Annotated in this window: 17 protein-coding genes; 8 read left to right on the top strand and 9 right to left on the bottom strand. The window is 55.1% G+C overall.

What is annotated here, in order from left to right; translation table 11 throughout:
- Positions 1–363: 363 nt before the first annotated feature.
- Positions 364–927 carry a D-glycero-beta-D-manno-heptose 1,7-bisphosphate 7-phosphatase gene (gmhB, locus tag NNN71_RS04230; RefSeq protein ID WP_163447308.1) on the bottom strand — a complete coding sequence of 188 codons (564 nt, stop codon included), beginning with the start codon at positions 925–927 and terminating at the stop codon, positions 364–366.
- A 188-nt stretch (positions 928–1115) separates the two neighbouring features.
- Here gmhB and metN point away from each other — a divergent pair, with 188 nt between their 5' ends.
- From metN to proS, 6 genes are all read left to right on the top strand, one after another.
- A complete protein-coding gene (gene metN / locus NNN71_RS04225; protein ID WP_271457933.1) occupies positions 1116–2147 on the top strand; it encodes a methionine ABC transporter ATP-binding protein MetN in 1032 nt (343 codons plus the stop codon).
- On the top strand, positions 2140–2793 hold the full coding sequence (locus NNN71_RS04220; RefSeq protein WP_064547618.1) for a methionine ABC transporter permease MetI: 654 nt from the start codon (positions 2140–2142) through the stop codon (positions 2791–2793). The genes metN and NNN71_RS04220 overlap by 8 nt, the downstream gene beginning before the upstream one ends.
- 40 nt (positions 2794–2833) lie before the next feature.
- Positions 2834–3649, top strand: coding sequence for a methionine ABC transporter substrate-binding lipoprotein MetQ (gene metQ / locus NNN71_RS04215; protein ID WP_163447304.1), 816 nt, complete (start codon positions 2834–2836; stop codon positions 3647–3649).
- Positions 3650–3759: 110 nt separating this feature from the next.
- Positions 3760–4164, top strand: a complete 405-nt coding sequence (gene rcsF, locus NNN71_RS04210; RefSeq protein WP_064547614.1) for an Rcs stress response system protein RcsF — start codon at positions 3760–3762, stop codon at positions 4162–4164.
- On the top strand, positions 4164–4871 hold the full coding sequence (tsaA, locus tag NNN71_RS04205) for a tRNA (N6-threonylcarbamoyladenosine(37)-N6)-methyltransferase TrmO (protein WP_163447302.1): 708 nt from the start codon (positions 4164–4166) through the stop codon (positions 4869–4871). The genes rcsF and tsaA overlap by 1 nt, the downstream gene beginning before the upstream one ends.
- Positions 4872–4984: 113 nt before the next feature.
- The gene (proS, locus tag NNN71_RS04200; RefSeq protein ID WP_167576695.1) at positions 4985–6703 is read left to right on the top strand and encodes a proline--tRNA ligase; all 1719 of its coding nucleotides are present in this window, start codon (positions 4985–4987) and stop codon (positions 6701–6703) included.
- A gap of 104 nt (positions 6704–6807) precedes the next feature.
- Here proS and nlpE read toward each other — a convergent pair whose 3' ends face one another.
- The 3 genes from nlpE to NNN71_RS04185 are packed head-to-tail and all read right to left on the bottom strand — an operon-like array spanning position 6808 to position 8495.
- Positions 6808–7503, bottom strand: coding sequence for an envelope stress response activation lipoprotein NlpE (gene nlpE / locus NNN71_RS04195; RefSeq protein ID WP_271457932.1), 696 nt, complete (start codon positions 7501–7503; stop codon positions 6808–6810).
- Between the two features lie 36 nt (positions 7504–7539).
- Entirely contained in the window at positions 7540–7953 is a 414-nt protein-coding gene (gene arfB, locus NNN71_RS04190) for an alternative ribosome rescue aminoacyl-tRNA hydrolase ArfB (protein ID WP_065356570.1), read from the bottom strand.
- Positions 7950–8495 carry a YaeQ family protein gene (locus tag NNN71_RS04185; protein WP_163447296.1) on the bottom strand — a complete coding sequence of 182 codons (546 nt, stop codon included), beginning with the start codon at positions 8493–8495 and terminating at the stop codon, positions 7950–7952. Before NNN71_RS04185 ends, arfB begins: the two co-directional genes overlap by 4 nt.
- A gap of 166 nt (positions 8496–8661) precedes the next feature.
- On the opposite strand from NNN71_RS04185, the gene NNN71_RS04180 reads away from it, so the two are divergent.
- Both NNN71_RS04180 and rof read left to right on the top strand, forming a co-directional pair.
- Positions 8662–8862 carry a YaeP family protein gene (locus NNN71_RS04180; protein WP_064547602.1) on the top strand — a complete coding sequence of 67 codons (201 nt, stop codon included), beginning with the start codon at positions 8662–8664 and terminating at the stop codon, positions 8860–8862.
- Positions 8849–9109 (top strand): Rho-binding antiterminator, encoded by a 261-nt coding sequence (rof, locus tag NNN71_RS04175; RefSeq protein ID WP_163447294.1) that lies wholly within the window; start codon positions 8849–8851, stop codon positions 9107–9109. Before NNN71_RS04180 ends, rof begins: the two co-directional genes overlap by 14 nt.
- Positions 9110–9125: 16 nt before the next feature.
- On the opposite strand, the gene tilS is transcribed toward rof, so the two are convergent.
- The 5 genes from tilS to accA all read right to left on the bottom strand — a co-directional run bounded on the left by tilS (position 9126) and on the right by accA (position 16068).
- Positions 9126–10433, bottom strand: coding sequence for a tRNA lysidine(34) synthetase TilS (gene tilS, locus NNN71_RS04170; RefSeq protein WP_271457935.1), 1308 nt, complete (start codon positions 10431–10433; stop codon positions 9126–9128).
- Between the two features lie 57 nt (positions 10434–10490).
- Positions 10491–10880: a VOC family protein gene (locus NNN71_RS04165; RefSeq protein WP_271457931.1), complete on the bottom strand. Its 390-nt coding sequence runs from the start codon at positions 10878–10880 to the stop codon at positions 10491–10493.
- Positions 10881–10942: 62 nt separating this feature from the next.
- The gene (locus tag NNN71_RS04160) at positions 10943–13081 is read right to left on the bottom strand and encodes a lysine decarboxylase LdcC (protein WP_163447290.1); all 2139 of its coding nucleotides are present in this window, start codon (positions 13079–13081) and stop codon (positions 10943–10945) included.
- Between the two features lie 77 nt (positions 13082–13158).
- Positions 13159–14928, bottom strand: coding sequence for a glycoside hydrolase family 19 protein (locus NNN71_RS04155; RefSeq protein ID WP_271457930.1), 1770 nt, complete (start codon positions 14926–14928; stop codon positions 13159–13161).
- A 180-nt stretch (positions 14929–15108) separates the two neighbouring features.
- A complete protein-coding gene (accA, locus tag NNN71_RS04150; RefSeq protein WP_163447286.1) occupies positions 15109–16068 on the bottom strand; it encodes an acetyl-CoA carboxylase carboxyl transferase subunit alpha in 960 nt (319 codons plus the stop codon).

The raw sequence follows: 16068 nt of genomic DNA, 5'->3' as shown, positions 1-16068 counted from the left end.
GAATTAAACTTCGTAATGAATTACGTGTTCACTCAGAGACTTGGTATTCATTTTTCGTCTTGCGACGTTAAGAATCCGTATCTTCGAGTGCCCACACAGATTGTCTGATAAATTGTTAAAGAGCAGTTGCGACGCGCTTTAGCGCTCTGTCGCGAGGTGGCATATATTACGCTTTCCTCTTTCAGAGTCAAGCGTTTAATTTCGCTTTTCTCTGTCGAGATTCTCAGGAGAACCTCGCTGACCCGGCGGCTTGTTTGCCGTTATTCCGTGTCAGTGGGAGCGCATTATAGGGAGTTATTTCTGGCTGACAAGAGGGAAAATGCATTTTTCTTTCAACCGCTCACCTTTTCGCCTTCTCGTCGATTATTTCTGCTTTTTGATGGCCGCAGGCAGGTCTGCCAGGCTATTAATCACCCAATCCGCCGCTTTCTCCGCTTCTTCCGTCACCGGCTTACCGGTGCGCACCAGCACTTTTGTACCGACATTCGCCGCTGCGGCTGCCAGCATGTCTTCAATTTTATCGCCAACCATATAAGAAGAAGCCATATCAATGTGCAGATATTCCTGCGCCGACTTCAACATACCTGGATGCGGTTTGCGACAGTCGCATACCTGACGATACTCTTCTACCGTTCCCTGCGGGTGGTGCGGACAATAGTAGATACCATCGAGATCGACACCACGGTCGGCCAGCGACCAGTCCATCCATTCCGTCAGCGTTTCAAACTGCGCTTCAGTAAACTTCCCGCGAGCAATACCCGATTGGTTAGTCACCAACACCAGGGCATAGCCCATTTCTTTTAATTCACGCATCGCGTCAATGACGCCATCGATAAACTCAAACTCATCTATTTCATGAACGTAGCCATGATCGACATTAATCGTGCCATCACGATCGAGAAAAATAGCGGGTACGGACTTTGCCACCGTGTTGCTCCTGAATAAGGCATGTGCCCTTAGTATCGCATGTTTCGCCAGGCAAGAAAGCGTCGATCGCATAAATCAGATTGATTTAGACGTCTAGATGCCTTAACATCCGTTTTGTTGACGGTCATCGCCCGTCCAGGGCAGAAGAAAATGCCGCGGATAACTCCTAACTGATAATAAAAAATCTAATGATTAAACTTTCGAATATCACCAAGGTGTTCCAGCAGGGCCACCGCACGATTCAGGCACTAAACAACGTTAGCCTGCACGTGCCTGCGGGACAAATTTACGGCGTCATTGGCGCATCCGGCGCAGGTAAAAGTACGCTCATTCGTTGCGTTAACCTGCTTGAACGCCCGACCGAAGGCAGCGTTCAGGTCGGCGGCCAGGAACTGACTTCATTATCTGAGTCGGCACTGACCAAAGCACGCCGCCAGATTGGCATGATCTTCCAGCACTTTAACCTGCTCTCATCTCGCACGGTATTTGGCAACGTCGCGCTGCCTCTGGAACTCGACAATACGCCAAAAGAAGAAATCAAGCGCCGGGTCACCGAGCTGCTGGATCTCGTCGGTCTGGGCGATAAGCACGACAGCTATCCGGCAAACCTGTCCGGCGGACAGAAACAGCGCGTGGCGATTGCCCGTGCTCTGGCCAGCAATCCCAAGGTGTTGCTGTGTGATGAAGCCACCAGCGCGCTGGATCCGGCTACCACGCGTTCTATTCTCGAACTGCTGAAAGACATTAACCGTCGTCTGGGCCTGACTATTCTGCTTATCACACACGAAATGGATGTCGTTAAGCGTATCTGTGACTGCGTCGCCGTGATCAGCAACGGTGAGCTGATCGAACAGGATACGGTGAGTGAAGTCTTCTCTCATCCGAAAACGCCGCTGGCGCAGCAGTTCATTCAGTCCACACTGCATCTGGATATTCCAGAAGACTACCTGGCACGTCTGAAAGACACTCAGTCCGCTGATAGCGTTCCCATGCTGCGCATGGAGTTTACCGGTCATTCGGTAGACGCCCCGCTGCTGTCAGAAACCGCACGTCGCTTTAACGTGAATAACAACATTATTAGCGCGCAGATGGATTACGCGGGCGGCGTGAAGTTCGGCATCATGCTGACCGAAATGCACGGTACACCTGAAGATACGCAAGCGGCCATCACCTGGCTGCAGCAACACCATGTAAAAGTAGAGGTATTGGGTTATGTCTGAGGCCATGATGTGGTTACTGGCGCGCGGCGTCTGGGAAACGCTGGCCATGACGTTTGTGTCAGGCTTTTTCGGTTTCGTGATTGGTTTGCCGGTTGGCGTGCTGCTTTATACGACACGTCCGGGACAAATCATTGAGAACGGCAAGCTTTACCGCATTCTCTCTGCGCTGGTGAATATCTTCCGTTCCATTCCGTTCATTATCCTGCTGGTGTGGATGATTCCATTTACCCGCGTGATTGTGGGCACCTCCATTGGTCTGCAGGCGGCGATTGTTCCGTTGACCGTGGGCGCCGCGCCGTTTATCGCCCGTATGGTGGAAAACGCCCTGCTGGAGATCCCGACCGGGCTGATTGAAGCTTCCCGCGCAATGGGCGCAACGCCGATGCAAATCATCCGTAAAGTTCTGCTGCCGGAAGCCCTCCCGGGCCTGGTGAATGCGGCAACCATTACGCTGATTACGCTGGTTGGTTACTCCGCGATGGGCGGTGCCGTGGGCGCTGGCGGCCTGGGCCAGATTGGCTATCAGTACGGCTACATTGGTTATAATGCTGTCGTGATGAATACAGTGCTGGTATTGCTGGTCGTTCTGGTTTATTTAATTCAACTATCTGGCGATCGTATCGTCCGGGCAGTGACTCATAAATAGCGTTACACACAACACAACTTAAAAGTTTAAGGAAATAAGCATGGCGTTCAATTTTAAAACCTTTGCGGCAGTTGGGGCCCTGATTGGTTCTCTGGCACTTGTTGGTTGCGGCCAGGACGAGAAAGATCCAAACCACATCAAAGTCGGCGTGATCGTCGGCGCAGAACAGCAGGTTGCTGAAGTTGCACAGAAAGTAGCAAAAGAGAAATACGGTCTGGACGTTGAGCTGGTTACCTTCAACGATTACGTACTGCCGAACGAAGCGCTGAGCAAAGGCGACATTGACGCCAACGCCTTCCAGCACAAACCGTACCTCGATCAGCAGATCAAAGACCGTGGTTACAAACTGGTATCCGTGGGTAATACCTTCGTTTACCCGATTGCTGGCTACTCGAAGAAAATCAAATCTCTGGATGAACTGAAAGCGGGCGACCAGATTGCCGTGCCTAACGATCCAACTAACCTGGGCCGTACTCTGTTGCTGCTGCAGGCACAGGGGCTTATCAAACTGAAAGACGGCGTTGGTCTGCTGCCGACCTCTCTGGATATCGTAGAGAACCCAAAAAATCTGAAGATTGTTGAACTGGAAGCTCCGCAGTTGCCGCGCTCCCTGGACGATGCGCAGATTGCGCTGGCCGTCATTAACACCACCTACGCCAGCCAGATCAACCTGACCCCGGCGAAAGACGGTATCTTCGTGGAAGGTAAAGAGTCTCCGTATGTGAACCTGATTGTCACTCGCGAAGACAACAAAGACGCGGAAAACGTGAAGAAATTCGTTCAGGCGTACCAGTCTGACGAAGTTTACGAAGCGGCGAACAAAATCTTCAATGGCGGCGCTGTTAAAGGCTGGTAATTGTCTTACCGCTAAGCAGTATCTTTCAAGACGGGCACATGCCCGTCTTGTCATTTATGCAAGCACCTGATTCAATAGCCCCCTGGTCTACCCTTTATAGAGGAATTACTATGCGTGCTTTACCGGTCTGTTTATTAGCGCTCCTGTTAGGCGGCTGCTCCATGCTAAACAGATCTCCCGTTGAACCCGTTCAAAGCACTGCGACCCCCGTCAAAACGGAGACCGCGAAACCGAAGGCGCCACGCGCAACGCCGGTACGAATTATTACCAACGCTGAAGATCTGGTCGGTAAGCCGTTCCGCGATCTGGGCGAGGTGTCGGGCGAATCTTGCCAGGCAACCAATCAGGATTCACCGCCGAATATCCCAACCGCGCGCAAACGCATGCAAATTAACGCGTCGAAAATGAAAGCGAACGCAGTACTGCTGCACAGCTGTGAAGTGACGAGCGGCACGCCGGGCTGCTACCGTCAGGCGGTCTGCGTCGGGTCTGCGCTCAACGTTTCCGCGAAGTAATGAGCACCTTCTCATTCGCGCAAATCGGCGTTATTCGCTCTCCTTATAAAGAGAAGTTTGCCGTGCCTCGCCAGCCGGGGCTGGTTAAAAGCTGTAGCGGCGAGCTGCATCTGGTCGCCCCCTACAACCAGGCCGACGCGGTGCGCGGTCTGGAGGCTTTCAGCCATTTGTGGGTGTTGTTTGTCTTCCATCAAACGATGGAAGGCGGCTGGCGCCCCACCGTTCGCCCTCCTCGTCTGGGCGGCAACGCGAGAATGGGCGTGTTTGCAACGCGCTCGACCTTCCGCCCTAACCCAATTGGGATGTCGTTGGTCGAACTGCGTGGTATCCGCTGCCATAAAGAACAGGTGATTCTTGAACTTGGCGGGCTTGACCTCGTCGATGGCACGCCGGTGGTAGACATTAAACCGTATCTGCCCTTTGCCGAATCGCTGCCGGAAGCGCGCGCTAGCTATGCGCAGGACGCGCCACAGGCCGATATTAACGTCACCTTCAGCGAGGAAATCGCCCAGCAGTTGCTCGGGCTGGAAAAACGTTACCCGCGCCTTCGTCAGTTTATTGCCGAAGTGCTGGCGCAGGATCCGCGTCCTGCCTACCGTAAAAATGAGGAAGAAGGCAAAACCTACGCGGTCTGGCTGCTGGACTTTAACGTCCGCTGGCGCGTAACGGCATCAGGATTTGAGGTCTTTGCCCTCGAAGCCCGGTAATTTGCGCCGCGCACTCTTTTGACATCCCTTTCTCGCTGGTAAACTAAACCACTTTTGTTTTGTGCCAGGCTCGTCTTGAGCCTGTTCAATCGTCCAACTGGAATCGTAACAACATGCGTACTAGCCAATACCTGCTCTCCACTCTGAAGGAGACACCTGCCGACGCCGAGGTTATCAGCCATCAGCTGATGCTGCGCGCCGGGATGATCCGCAAGCTGGCCTCCGGGTTATACACCTGGCTGCCGACCGGCGTGCGCGTCCTGAAAAAAGTCGAAAACATCGTGCGTGAAGAGATGAACAACGCCGGTGCGATCGAGGTGTTAATGCCGGTAGTTCAGCCTTCCGAACTGTGGGAAGAGAGTGGCCGTTGGGAACAGTATGGTCCGGAACTGCTGCGCATTGCTGACCGTGGCGATCGTCCGTTCGTCCTCGGCCCGACGCACGAAGAAGTGATCACCGACCTGATTCGTAACGAGCTGAGCTCTTACAAACAGCTGCCGCTGAACTTCTATCAGATCCAGACCAAATTCCGTGACGAAGTCCGTCCACGTTTTGGCGTGATGCGCTCCCGTGAGTTCCTGATGAAAGATGCCTACTCTTTCCATACTTCTCAGGAATCTCTGCAAGAGACTTACGACGCGATGTACGCGGCATACAGCAAAATCTTCAGCCGCATGGGCCTGGATTTCCGTGCTGTACAGGCTGACACCGGTTCTATCGGCGGTAGTGCCTCCCATGAATTCCAGGTGCTGGCGCAGAGCGGCGAAGATGATGTGATCTTCTCTGACTCTTCCGACTACGCGGCAAACATCGAGTTCGCAGAAGCGCTGGCGCCGAAAGAGCCGCGCGCGGCAGCAACCCAGGAAATGACTCTGGTCGATACGCCAAACGCCAAAACCATCGCCGAGCTGGTTGAGCAGTTCAACCTGCCAATCGAGAAAACCGTGAAAACGTTGCTGGTTAAAGCGGTAGAAGGCAGCAAGTCTCCGCTGGTTGCGCTGCTGGTTCGCGGCGATCACGAGCTGAACGAAGTGAAAGCGGAAAAACTGCCACAGGTTGCGGCTCCGCTGACTTTTGCCACCGAAGCAGAAATTCGTGCGCTGGTGAATGCAGGTCCAGGCTCTCTCGGCCCGGTCAACCTGCCAATTCCAACCGTTATTGACCGCACCGTTGCGGCAATGAGCGACTTCGCCGCTGGCGCAAACGTCGACGGTAAACACTACTTCGGCATCAACTGGGATCGCGACGTCGCTACCCCAGAAGTGGCGGACATCCGTAACGTGGTCGCTGGCGATCCGAGCCCGGATGGCAAAGGCACGCTGATGATCAAACGCGGTATCGAAGTGGGCCACATCTTCCAGCTGGGTACCAAGTACTCAGAAGCGATGAAAGCCTCCGTACAGGGCGAAGATGGCCGTAACCAGATCCTGACCATGGGCTGCTACGGTATCGGGGTGACTCGCGTCGTGGCTGCGGCTATCGAGCAGAACTTTGACGACCGCGGCATCGTATGGCCAGACGCCATCGCGCCGTTCCAGGTAGCGATTCTGCCGATGAACATGCACAAATCCTACCGCGTGCAGGAACTGGCTGAGAAACTGTACGCTGAGCTACGCGCGCAGGGTATCGAAGTGCTGATGGACGACCGTAAAGAGCGTCCGGGCGTGATGTTCGCCGATATGGAGCTGATTGGTATTCCGCACACCATCGTGCTGGGCGACCGTAACCTCGACAACGACGATATCGAATACAAATACCGTCGTAACGGCGAGAAGCAGCTGATTAAAACCGGCGACATCGTCGATTACCTGGTGAAAGCCATTAAAGGATAATCGCGAAACCCGGCTGAGCGAAGCGACGCCGGGAATTCCCGGATAACCTTTGCCGGATCATCCGGCAAAAAAACGAAGACCTCGCATGATGCGAGGCCTTTTTATTAGTTGCCGCAATCCTTACCTGGCACAAACTTCGCGCCTTTATCGGTCGCCAAAGTCTTCACCATCGCGCCGGTATCCGGATTAGCCTCAACGGTAAAGTGCCCTTCGACCACCAGCAGAATCGGTTTACTCTCGCCACCTTTTGCAGCCGCATAATCGCGCTCCAGTTGAGCGTTATTCACGACCGCCACGCGCTGCCCGGTAGCACAGTCGGTAAAGGTGGCCGCGTCTGCCATGTAGAAATACATCCCGCGCATTGCCATCGGCGTGGTTGGCAGGCTTGCTTTAACCGGTTCCAGCGTATAGTTCAGCGTCGATTCGATGGGGTTACCCTCGCGGTCAAGCATCTCCAGCTTGTCACCCTTCGCCCGGTAGTAAGACTTCTCCCCCTGGCTGTCGGTCAACACCAGCTTATCGGCGGTGCGCGCCCAGGTACCGTACGAGCCAAACGATGACGGCTCACGACTGACGCCCTGATAGCGCTCGTTCATCACCCAGGTACCGTCCTTCTCGAGGAACAATGAGGTCTCAATGCCTTCGCAATCTGCGCACGGCAGAACACCGCGCCAGCTTTGCTGCATAGGGGTTAATTCTGCTGGCTGCGTCGGCTTGACGGTGGTCACTTCAGAATGGTTGCATCCGAATAACCCAAACAGCATCCCCGTGGCCGCAATGGCCAATATCGCTTTTTTCACCCTCAATTCCTTATACTTATTACATCCACGTCCGGCTTAATAGCGAACTTTCCCGCGCATGGACTTCACTGAAGATTTCTGCGCTTTTGAATTCAGCCGCCGCTCTTTCGACGCGCGGGTTGGGCGCGTAGGGCGTCGGCTTTTTTGTTCTGTCGTTAACGTCTGGATCACCGCCACCAGCCTGGCAATCGCCGCTTCGCGATTCATCTCCTGGCTACGGTATTCCTGCGCCTTAATGATAATCACACCGTCAGCAGAAATTAAGTGGTGGCTGGCGGCGAGCAGGCGCTCTTTATAATACTCCGGCAGGCTGGAGGCGCGAATGTCAAAACGCAGGTGAATCGCCGTGGAGGTCTTATTCACATGCTGCCCGCCCGCGCCCTGCGCCCGGATGGCGGTAATCGTCAGTTCATCATCCGGGATGCTCACCTGCCGGGAAAGCGTAATCATGCCCGCGTCTGCCACGGCGTCAGGTGAATTTCCAGATTATTCTGAGCATCCGATAACCAGATTGCCCCTTCCTGAATCGTCGCTTGCAGCGTCATCGTGCGCTCGGCAAACGCGCTGAGCTTCGCCAGCTGTTCATCGTCAAGATACCAGATACTCAGGTTTTTAAAGCCCGCCATTTTGCTCTGGTTCTGCTGCCACCAAATCTCCGCAGCACGACTATTATAGGTGAACAGCGCCACCTCCTGCGCCAGGCTACAGGCTTTTTTGATCCGCCGCTCATCCGGCAGCCCCAGCTCAATCCACAGATCGATACCCAAATGATCGTTGCGCAGCCACACCTCCGGCTCGTCGTCCGAAGAGAGGCCGCGGGTAAACTGCAGACGTTCGTCAGCATACTTAATCCACGCCAGAAGACGCAGCATCATGCGCTCCTGGGTTTCGGATGGGTGGCGCGCGAGGGTTAACGACGCGTCCAGAAACTGACTACGGTCGAGATCGGCGACGTTGACCACTGCTTTATAAATCGTTGCTTTCAGCGCCATGGCTAAACTCCTGAAAAAAATGGTGGTCATTGTAACGAAATCAGCGCCAAAAGGCCCGTCTGCCGCCGCTCATCCCGCTGATAATGCTTAAATGAGTGTGATATAGTCACCTTGCTAAACAGAGATTATCTTCATAGGCTTAATTGAAGCGCTGACAGGAGGGCATGTGGGCAACTATTGTGAGTTGATTCGCCAACGCTACGCGGAAATCGCGAGCGGTGATTTAGGGTATATCCCGGATGCGCTAGGCTGTGTACTGAAAGTTTTGAACGAAGTTGCGGCGGATGACGCCATTTCTGAGTCAGTCAGGGAAAAAGCCGCGTATGCGGCGGCAAACTTACTGGTGAGCGATTATGTCAATGAATGATACTTATCAACCCATCAACTGTGATGACTATGACAATCTTGAGCTTGCCTGCCAGCACCACCTCGTCCTCTCGCTGGAGCTGAAAGATGGCGAAGTGCTGCAAGCCAAAGCTCACGACCTGTTATCACGCAAGAACGTGGAATATCTGGTTGTCGACAGCGCGGGCGATCTGCGCGAGCTACGTCTTGATCGGATAACCAGCTTCAGCCACCCGCAAATCGGCACCGTGGTGGTCAGTGAATCATAATTAAGAAACGGGCAGCTTAGCTGCCCGTTTTCTGCCAGCCCAGACGTACCCCTTCTCCCGCTTCACAGCTACCATCTCGTGTGACAAATCGCCCTGCGGCGGCAATCAGCGTATCGCCGTAAAACAGCAGCGGTGTGGTATCACGCAGCCAGGGGGGCACGCCCAGCTCCTGCCAGATTTTCTTCAGCTTGCGTCCGCCGTGACGGCCTACGATATGCAGCATCCCCGGCGCTTTAAAACGAATCGTAACCGGTTCGCCGGCATGCGGTGGACGAATATCGCCGCCCGGCGACAAAAAGACCTGCCCAAGACCGTCCGGTAATACCAGCGGCGCGCGTAAATTTTGCCACACGATTTCGCTATCCGTTTGCCCTGGCAGTGCTTTAACCCACCACAAACGTTGCTGAAAGCGACGAACGTCAAAATCGCCGAGACGCAGGCACGGCGAGGCATCTTCACGCGCAAGTGCCACCTCCTGCCACAGCCGAGTCAGCATTTCCCGCGACGGCATCGTTGCCCCCAGCCCGGCCAACCAGCGGCGCAGCAGCGCGGCGCGTTTCGGCCCACTCATGCTGACCAGAGGGTCAATCGCCAGCGAGCCGTTTTCGTCAAGCAGCCGCGACAGCTCGTCGGCCAGCAGCTCATCCAGCAGTTGTTCCTGCTCCCCGCACAGCGCCGCGCTGCGCGCTGCCGCTTCGGCAAAGTGCGGCCAGCGGGCGTTAAGCAGCGGCAAGACGCGTAGACGCAGGAAGTTGCGGTCGTAGGCGTCGTCCTGATTGCTCTCATCTTCAATCCAGCGCAGTCCGTAACGCTGTGCCCACAGCAGCAGCGTGGCGCGAGTTTCATGCAACAAAGGGCGGATCAGCTGTGTATCGGCAAACGTCGCGCTCACCGGCATCGCCGATAGTCCGGCAGGCCCGCTACCGCGCTTAAGCGCCAGCAGCAACGTCTCGCTCTGGTCATCGAGGTGCTGCGCCGTCAGCAGTACTTCTCCGGGCAACAGCGCTTCACGGAAAGCCTGATAGCGCGCCGCTCGGGCCTCGGCTTCGAGCCCTGCGCCACTCTGCCTCAGCGTGACGCGTTCGACCACCAGCGGCACCTGCCACTCTGCGCACAGCTGCTGGCAGTGCTCAACCCAGCTGTCGGCATTCTGGCTGATGCCATGATGAATGTGGATAGCCCGTAGGGAAATGCCCGGCTCCTGTCGCCGCCAGCAAACCAGTTGATGCAACAGCACCGTCGAGTCGAGACCGCCGCTGAACGCGACCAGAAACTGGCGATGCGGAGAGAGTTGCTGCACAAGGGAAGAAGGCGTCATTGTCATATCATCGTGAAAAGTATCGCCCGGCACGTTACCGGGCCGGGCGGCTGATGACAAGCCTTACTGCTGGTAAAGCTCCAGCGGCAGGCCGTCAGGATCGTTGAAAAAGGTGAATCGCTTGTCGGTGTACGGATCGATGCGAATCGCCTCACAGGCAACGCCGTGGGCTTCCAGATGCGCCACAGCGGCATCGATATCCTCTACGCTGAACGCCAGGTGGCGCAATCCACACGCCTCCGGGCGACTTGGGCGCTTGGGGGGAAACGGGAAGGAAAACAGTTCAATCACATACTGGCCATTCAGCGCCAGGTCACCTTTCCACGAATCGCGCGCGTCACGATAGACCTCGCTTTGCAGCGTAAAGCCAAGGATGTCGCAGTAGAAGGCCTTACTCTTCGCGTAGTCGGTGGCGATGATAGCAATATGGTGAATCTGTTTTAATCCCAGCATGGTTTTACTCCGTTAACCGTTTCTCAGCACGTTACCCGCGCAGGACGTTATCATGCAAGCCCTCAGCCGTTTTTTAGGACTCTAACGCGGTAGACGCCGTTTTCATCGCGTTTTGCACCGTGGATATCGGTTTCAAAGCCCGGATAATGTCGTCCAATGGAACAAAGCATCAGCAGGAAATCGAGCACGGAACGGCTCTCCTCGGTGATCATTTCCCCCGGCATCAGCAGCGGCACGCCCGGTGGATACGGCAGAATCATGTTCGCCGAAACGCGCCCAACCAGCTCTTCCAGCGCCACCGTTTCCACCTCGCCTTTAATTTGTTGTTGCCATGCGCGATGTGGCGTCAGCTTCATCTCCGGCAGCACGTCAAAAGCCCGCAGCATCAATCGCGGAAGATCGTGCTGGCGAATCAGGCGGTGGATCCCTTGCGCCAGATCCTGAATGCGCATATGGCGGTAGAAGTCAGGATCCTCAGCATAGAGATCCGGCAGCATGTTCTTCACCCGTAGGTTCAAATCGTAGGCGCGCTTAAACTCCGTGAGCCCACGCAGCAGCCCCATCGCTCGGGTTTTATCAATACCGATGCTGAACAAGAACAACAGGTTATACGGCCCGGTTTTCTCCACCACTACACCATGCTCGTCGAGGTATTTTGCCACCAGCGCCGCCGGGATCCCTTCGTCGCTCATATTGCCCTGCTCGTCCATGCCTGGCGTGAGGATCGTCACCTTCACCGGATCGAGGAACATATGATCGGTATCGGCGTCGCTGAAACCGTGCCAGTCCTCTCCTGGCGACACCGGCCAGCACTCAGCTTCATCAATCTCTTCCGGCTGCCAGATATCAAAGAACCAGCTGTCCGACTCTTCTCGTAGCCGCTGTACCTCTTTACGGAAGTGCAGCGCGCGTTCGACCGAGCGATTGATCAGTCGACGTCCGGGATTACCGCGCAGCATGGCCGCGGCGGTCTCGATTGACGCCACGATCGGATAGCTCGGTGACGTCGAGGTGTGCATCATAAAGGCTTCGTTGAAGGTGTCTTCATCATAGTCGCCCTTAATGTGGATTAATGATGCCTGCGACAGCGCCGCCAGCATCTTGTGGGTCGACTGAGTTTCAAAGAACACTTTTCCCGGCACGCGCTCGCCGCTCATGCCGCTTTTCCCCTGGTAAATGGGGTGGAAGTGGGTATAGGGCACCCAGGCGGAATCAAAGTGAATCGACGGAACATCGAGCGTCTGTTTAATCCAGTTGGTGTTATACAGCAGGCCGTCATAGGTGGAGTTAGTGATCACCGCATGCACCGGCCACTGCGCACCGTCGGTGGCATCCACCTTCCGCTGGAGGCTGTCGCGAGTAAACTCCCGTTTCGGGATCCCGCCGAGAATACCCAGCGCATTACGCGTCGGCTTGAGCCACAGCGGCACAACATCGCTCATCATCAGCAGGTGCGCCAACGACTTATGGCAGTTGCGGTCAATCAGTAACGTGCTGCCGCCAGGCGCCGCATACATACCAATAATTTTATTCGAGGTAGAGGTACCATTAGTCACCATATAGCTCTGCTCGGCGCCAAAGGTGCGGGCGATATACTCTTCCGCCTCAAGATGCGGGCCGCTATGGTCAAGCAACGACCCCAGTTCAGTCACCGAAATAGACACATCGGCCTTTAGCGTATTGGCCCCGAAGAAATCATAAAACAGGCAGCCTACCGGGCTTTTCTGATAGGCCGTACCGCCCATATGCCCCGGCGTACAAAAGGTATACTTTCCCTCATTCACATAGGTAAATAACGCTTTGGTGAACGGCGGCGTAATGTTATCGAGGTATTCATCTGTGTATTGACGGATGCGAGTTGCAATATCGCTGGCCTGCCCCAACGCATACTCGAAAAACCACAGCGCCATGCGCATGTCATGCGCGCTGACGTCCATCGTCGAGTGGTTATTGATAAAAGCGTAAAGCGGCAGATATTCATTGAGCTGGTTTATCTCTCCGCAGAGATCGACGCTGTATTCGTCCCAGTCAAAAATAACCCCGCAGATGCGCGGGTTGTGCTCGATAAACTTCAGCAGGTCGGCACTGTTTTGCGGCCAGATAATTTTGAAGCCCTGCGCCTGTAGCGCACTCTCCAGTTCCTTGATTGGCTCGTCTTTGTAATAGACGCCGTGCGGGCCCATAATCGCGATGATATTCATGCTTCCCTCCTGGACAATCCAGGTAAAAGCATAACAGCAATCATGCCAGCGCACCGCACTGGCATGATTTCTTCATTTTACAGCGCTTTCCACGCATCGCCCCATGCTAAACCGGCACCCGGCTCGTAGTAGGTCGGAGAATTGTTGCACCACGCGCCTTCCGGCAGCGGTTTACACTGATAGAGCGCACCGTGGTTATTAACGATCTCGCCCGCCTTCCAGGTCTGGGTTGCGCTCCAGGCTGGGTAATCAGTCGTCTTACCCTCATCCCCTTCCGCAGCTTTCGCCTTCACGTTCAGGGTGTAGGTCGTGGTGCTGGACAGGCTACCGTCGCTCACCGTCAGGCTAACCACATACTGCGCATCCTGATCCTTAACCGGTGCGGCAAAGGTGACGACCGACTTATCCTGACCGCTTAACGTCTGCCCATCCTGCGACATCCAGGTATAGCTGAGCTTATCACCGTTGGCGTCACTGGAACCTTCCGCGCTTAACGAAACCTGGCTGCCCGCATCCACCGCGCCAACCGGCCCGGCGATACGCGCCACCGGAGCGACGTTAGCGGCAGGAGCCGGTGTGGTATCGTCGGTGGTGTCAGACGGTTCATCGGCCTGGCCGCTGTCATCAACGATATTCACGTTAAAGTGCTTCTGCACGCACTTCGCATAGTCACCTTCTTTAAAGGCGCTGTACGGCGTCTGATAGCCCACTAACTGACAGGCGTTGGTTTTACCATCGGCGGTTTCCGCGCTCCATCCCCAATCCATTTCCCAGTAGATCGGCAGAGCCCCAGCGCCACCTTCATCAAACTGCTTCATCTTTTTACAACCGAGGACTTCATCGTCAGCAATCGGCACTTTCAGATAGTTAGCAAACTCTTTGTAGTAAGCAATACGGTTCAGCGACTGCGCATTTTCATCCGCACCGCCACACTCTACGCCACCGTTGATAATCTGAATGGTTACGCCAAACCCTTCAACGAGGCCGTTCGCTTTATCATGGTCGTTAGGCTGCCATGTGCCATCGATAACATGCAGCATGGAAGGTTTCGGCGGTTGCGGGTAAACAAAGAAGAAGACGGCGCTGGCCAGGTTCATCCAGGTATCGGCCACCAGCTCCGGTTTGTCCAGCAGCGGGCGCACATCGCCGTCATACATCGCATCAGAGAACGGGCCATAGTTGTAGTTATAGGAAAGCTGCTTGGCCCCGCGACCGAAATAGCTCAGGTAATCACCATCTTTATCCTTCCCGCACGGCCAGGTTTGCCCCTGCCAGATGTTCGGATCACATTCGCCGTTGTAGCCGCCTTTCTGGCCTTCAACCCAGCCCACTTCACGCAGATAAACCAGCGCCTGGCGCCATTCAGGAATATCGCGCCAGCTTTCATGGCCGCCAGTCTCCTGGGCAAAGTGAGCAAACATCGTAGCCAACGATTTCCGACAAATCGCATCGCTGTCGCGCCCATCGGTATAAGTGCCGCAAACGGCAGGAAATTTACCAATCGCTTTCAGAAAATTCGAATAGGTATATTCCGGCGCACGCATGGGAAACAGATAGTCCCAATCTTGCTCGGTCAGGATGCTCTCGACTCGTTTAACGTTTTCCGGGTTTGCCGCCCGGCCCGGTGCGATTTTTTCGACTTCGTTGTTAGCGAGCGTTTTAATGGACGATTTTACCGAGTTCATCAGCGGAAAATCGGTTAACGCTTTTTCTTTTGCCGCAAGATCGCTCGCCTTGATGGTTGTCGCTTCTGTCGCGCTCAGCAACGGCGCCGCATGAGCAGCCCCCAGACTTAACATGATCCCTGCGGCCACGGCGCTTAATGTAACAGTTTTAGATGAAGCCATAGTTGTTCTCCTTTTCTCCTTGTAGGCTGCCCGTAGTGGCTTAATGCCTGGCAGTGGCCTCAGTTTTGCCGCAGGAGCGCCTCATCCACTAATCACATTCCCTCTTTTGCACATCATCAAATAACACATAAAAAAAGGGCCGGAAAATCCGGCCCTTAGAAAAGAAAGTGAGGTCTGTAATCAGGCGTAACCGTAGCTCATCAGGCGCTGATAGCGACGGTTGAGCAGATCTTCTTTGCTCAGTACGTCGAGATCGGCCAGGTCAGCCAGCAGCTGCGCTTTCAGCGATGCCGCCATGGCTTCCGGATTACGATGGGCGCCGCCTAGCGGTTCTGGAATGATGGAATCAATCAGCTTCAGCTCTTTCAGACGCGGCGCGATGATGCCCATGGCTTCAGCCGCCAGCGGCGCTTTGTCGGCGCTCTTCCACAGAATAGAGGCACACCCTTCCGGAGAGATAACGGAATAGGTGCTGTACTGCAGCATATTCACTTTATCGCCCACGCCGATCGCCAGCGCGCCGCCGGAGCCGCCTTCGCCGATAACGGTGCAGATGACCGGTACGTTCAGACGAGACATCTCACGCAGGTTACGCGCGATGGCTTCAGACTGGCCACGCTCTTCCGCGCCCACGCCAGGGTATGCGCCCGGGGTGTCGATGAAGGTGATAATCGGCATGTTGAAGCGCTCAGCCATCTCCATCAGACGCAGGGCTTTGCGGTAACCTTCCGGCGCCGGCATACCGAAGTTGCGGCGAATCTTCTCTTTGGTTTCGCGACCTTTCTGGTGACCAATGATCATCACCGGGCGACCGTCCAGACGAGCGATACCGCCGACGATAGCTTTATCGTCGGCATAGGCGCGATCGCCTGCCAGTTCGTCAAATTCATCAAACGCCAGACGGACATAATCCAGGGTGTACGGGCGCTGCGGATGGCGCGCCAGTTGGGCTACCTGCCATGCGCCGAGATCGGCAAAGATTTTGCGCGTCAGTTCTACGCTTTTTTCACGCAGACGATGCACTTCTTCGTCGATATTAATATCCAGTTTCTCATCCTGACGGCTAACCGCAGTCAGAGAATCGATTTTCGCTTCCAGCTCTGCGATCGGCTGTTCAAAATCAAGGAAATTCAGACTCAT

The sequence above is a fragment of the Kluyvera sp. Awk 3 genome (assembly GCF_028069715.1).
Taxonomy (GTDB): domain Bacteria; phylum Pseudomonadota; class Gammaproteobacteria; order Enterobacterales; family Enterobacteriaceae; genus Kluyvera; species Kluyvera georgiana_A.
This window is presented reverse-complemented; position numbering and strand designations above follow the sequence as displayed.

Coding starts and splice junctions, on each gene's coding strand:
- metN (WP_271457933.1), top strand. CDS start 1,116: ATGATTAAACTTTCGAATATCACCAAGGTGTTCCAGCAGGGCCACCGC.
- NNN71_RS04220 (WP_064547618.1), top strand. CDS start 2,140: ATGTCTGAGGCCATGATGTGGTTACTGGCGCGCGGCGTCTGGGAAACG.
- metQ (WP_163447304.1), top strand. CDS start 2,834: ATGGCGTTCAATTTTAAAACCTTTGCGGCAGTTGGGGCCCTGATTGGT.
- rcsF (WP_064547614.1), top strand. CDS start 3,760: ATGCGTGCTTTACCGGTCTGTTTATTAGCGCTCCTGTTAGGCGGCTGC.
- tsaA (WP_163447302.1), top strand. CDS start 4,164: ATGAGCACCTTCTCATTCGCGCAAATCGGCGTTATTCGCTCTCCTTAT.
- proS (WP_167576695.1), top strand. CDS start 4,985: ATGCGTACTAGCCAATACCTGCTCTCCACTCTGAAGGAGACACCTGCC.
- arfB (WP_065356570.1), bottom strand. CDS start 7,953: ATGATTACGCTTTCCCGGCAGGTGAGCATCCCGGATGATGAACTGACG.
- NNN71_RS04185 (WP_163447296.1), bottom strand. CDS start 8,495: ATGGCGCTGAAAGCAACGATTTATAAAGCAGTGGTCAACGTCGCCGAT.
- rof (WP_163447294.1), top strand. CDS start 8,849: ATGTCAATGAATGATACTTATCAACCCATCAACTGTGATGACTATGAC.
- tilS (WP_271457935.1), bottom strand. CDS start 10,433: ATGACAATGACGCCTTCTTCCCTTGTGCAGCAACTCTCTCCGCATCGC.
- NNN71_RS04165 (WP_271457931.1), bottom strand. CDS start 10,880: ATGCTGGGATTAAAACAGATTCACCATATTGCTATCATCGCCACCGAC.
- NNN71_RS04160 (WP_163447290.1), bottom strand. CDS start 13,081: ATGAATATCATCGCGATTATGGGCCCGCACGGCGTCTATTACAAAGAC.
- NNN71_RS04155 (WP_271457930.1), bottom strand. CDS start 14,928: ATGGCTTCATCTAAAACTGTTACATTAAGCGCCGTGGCCGCAGGGATC.
- accA (WP_163447286.1), bottom strand. CDS start 16,068: ATGAGTCTGAATTTCCTTGATTTTGAACAGCCGATCGCAGAGCTGGAA.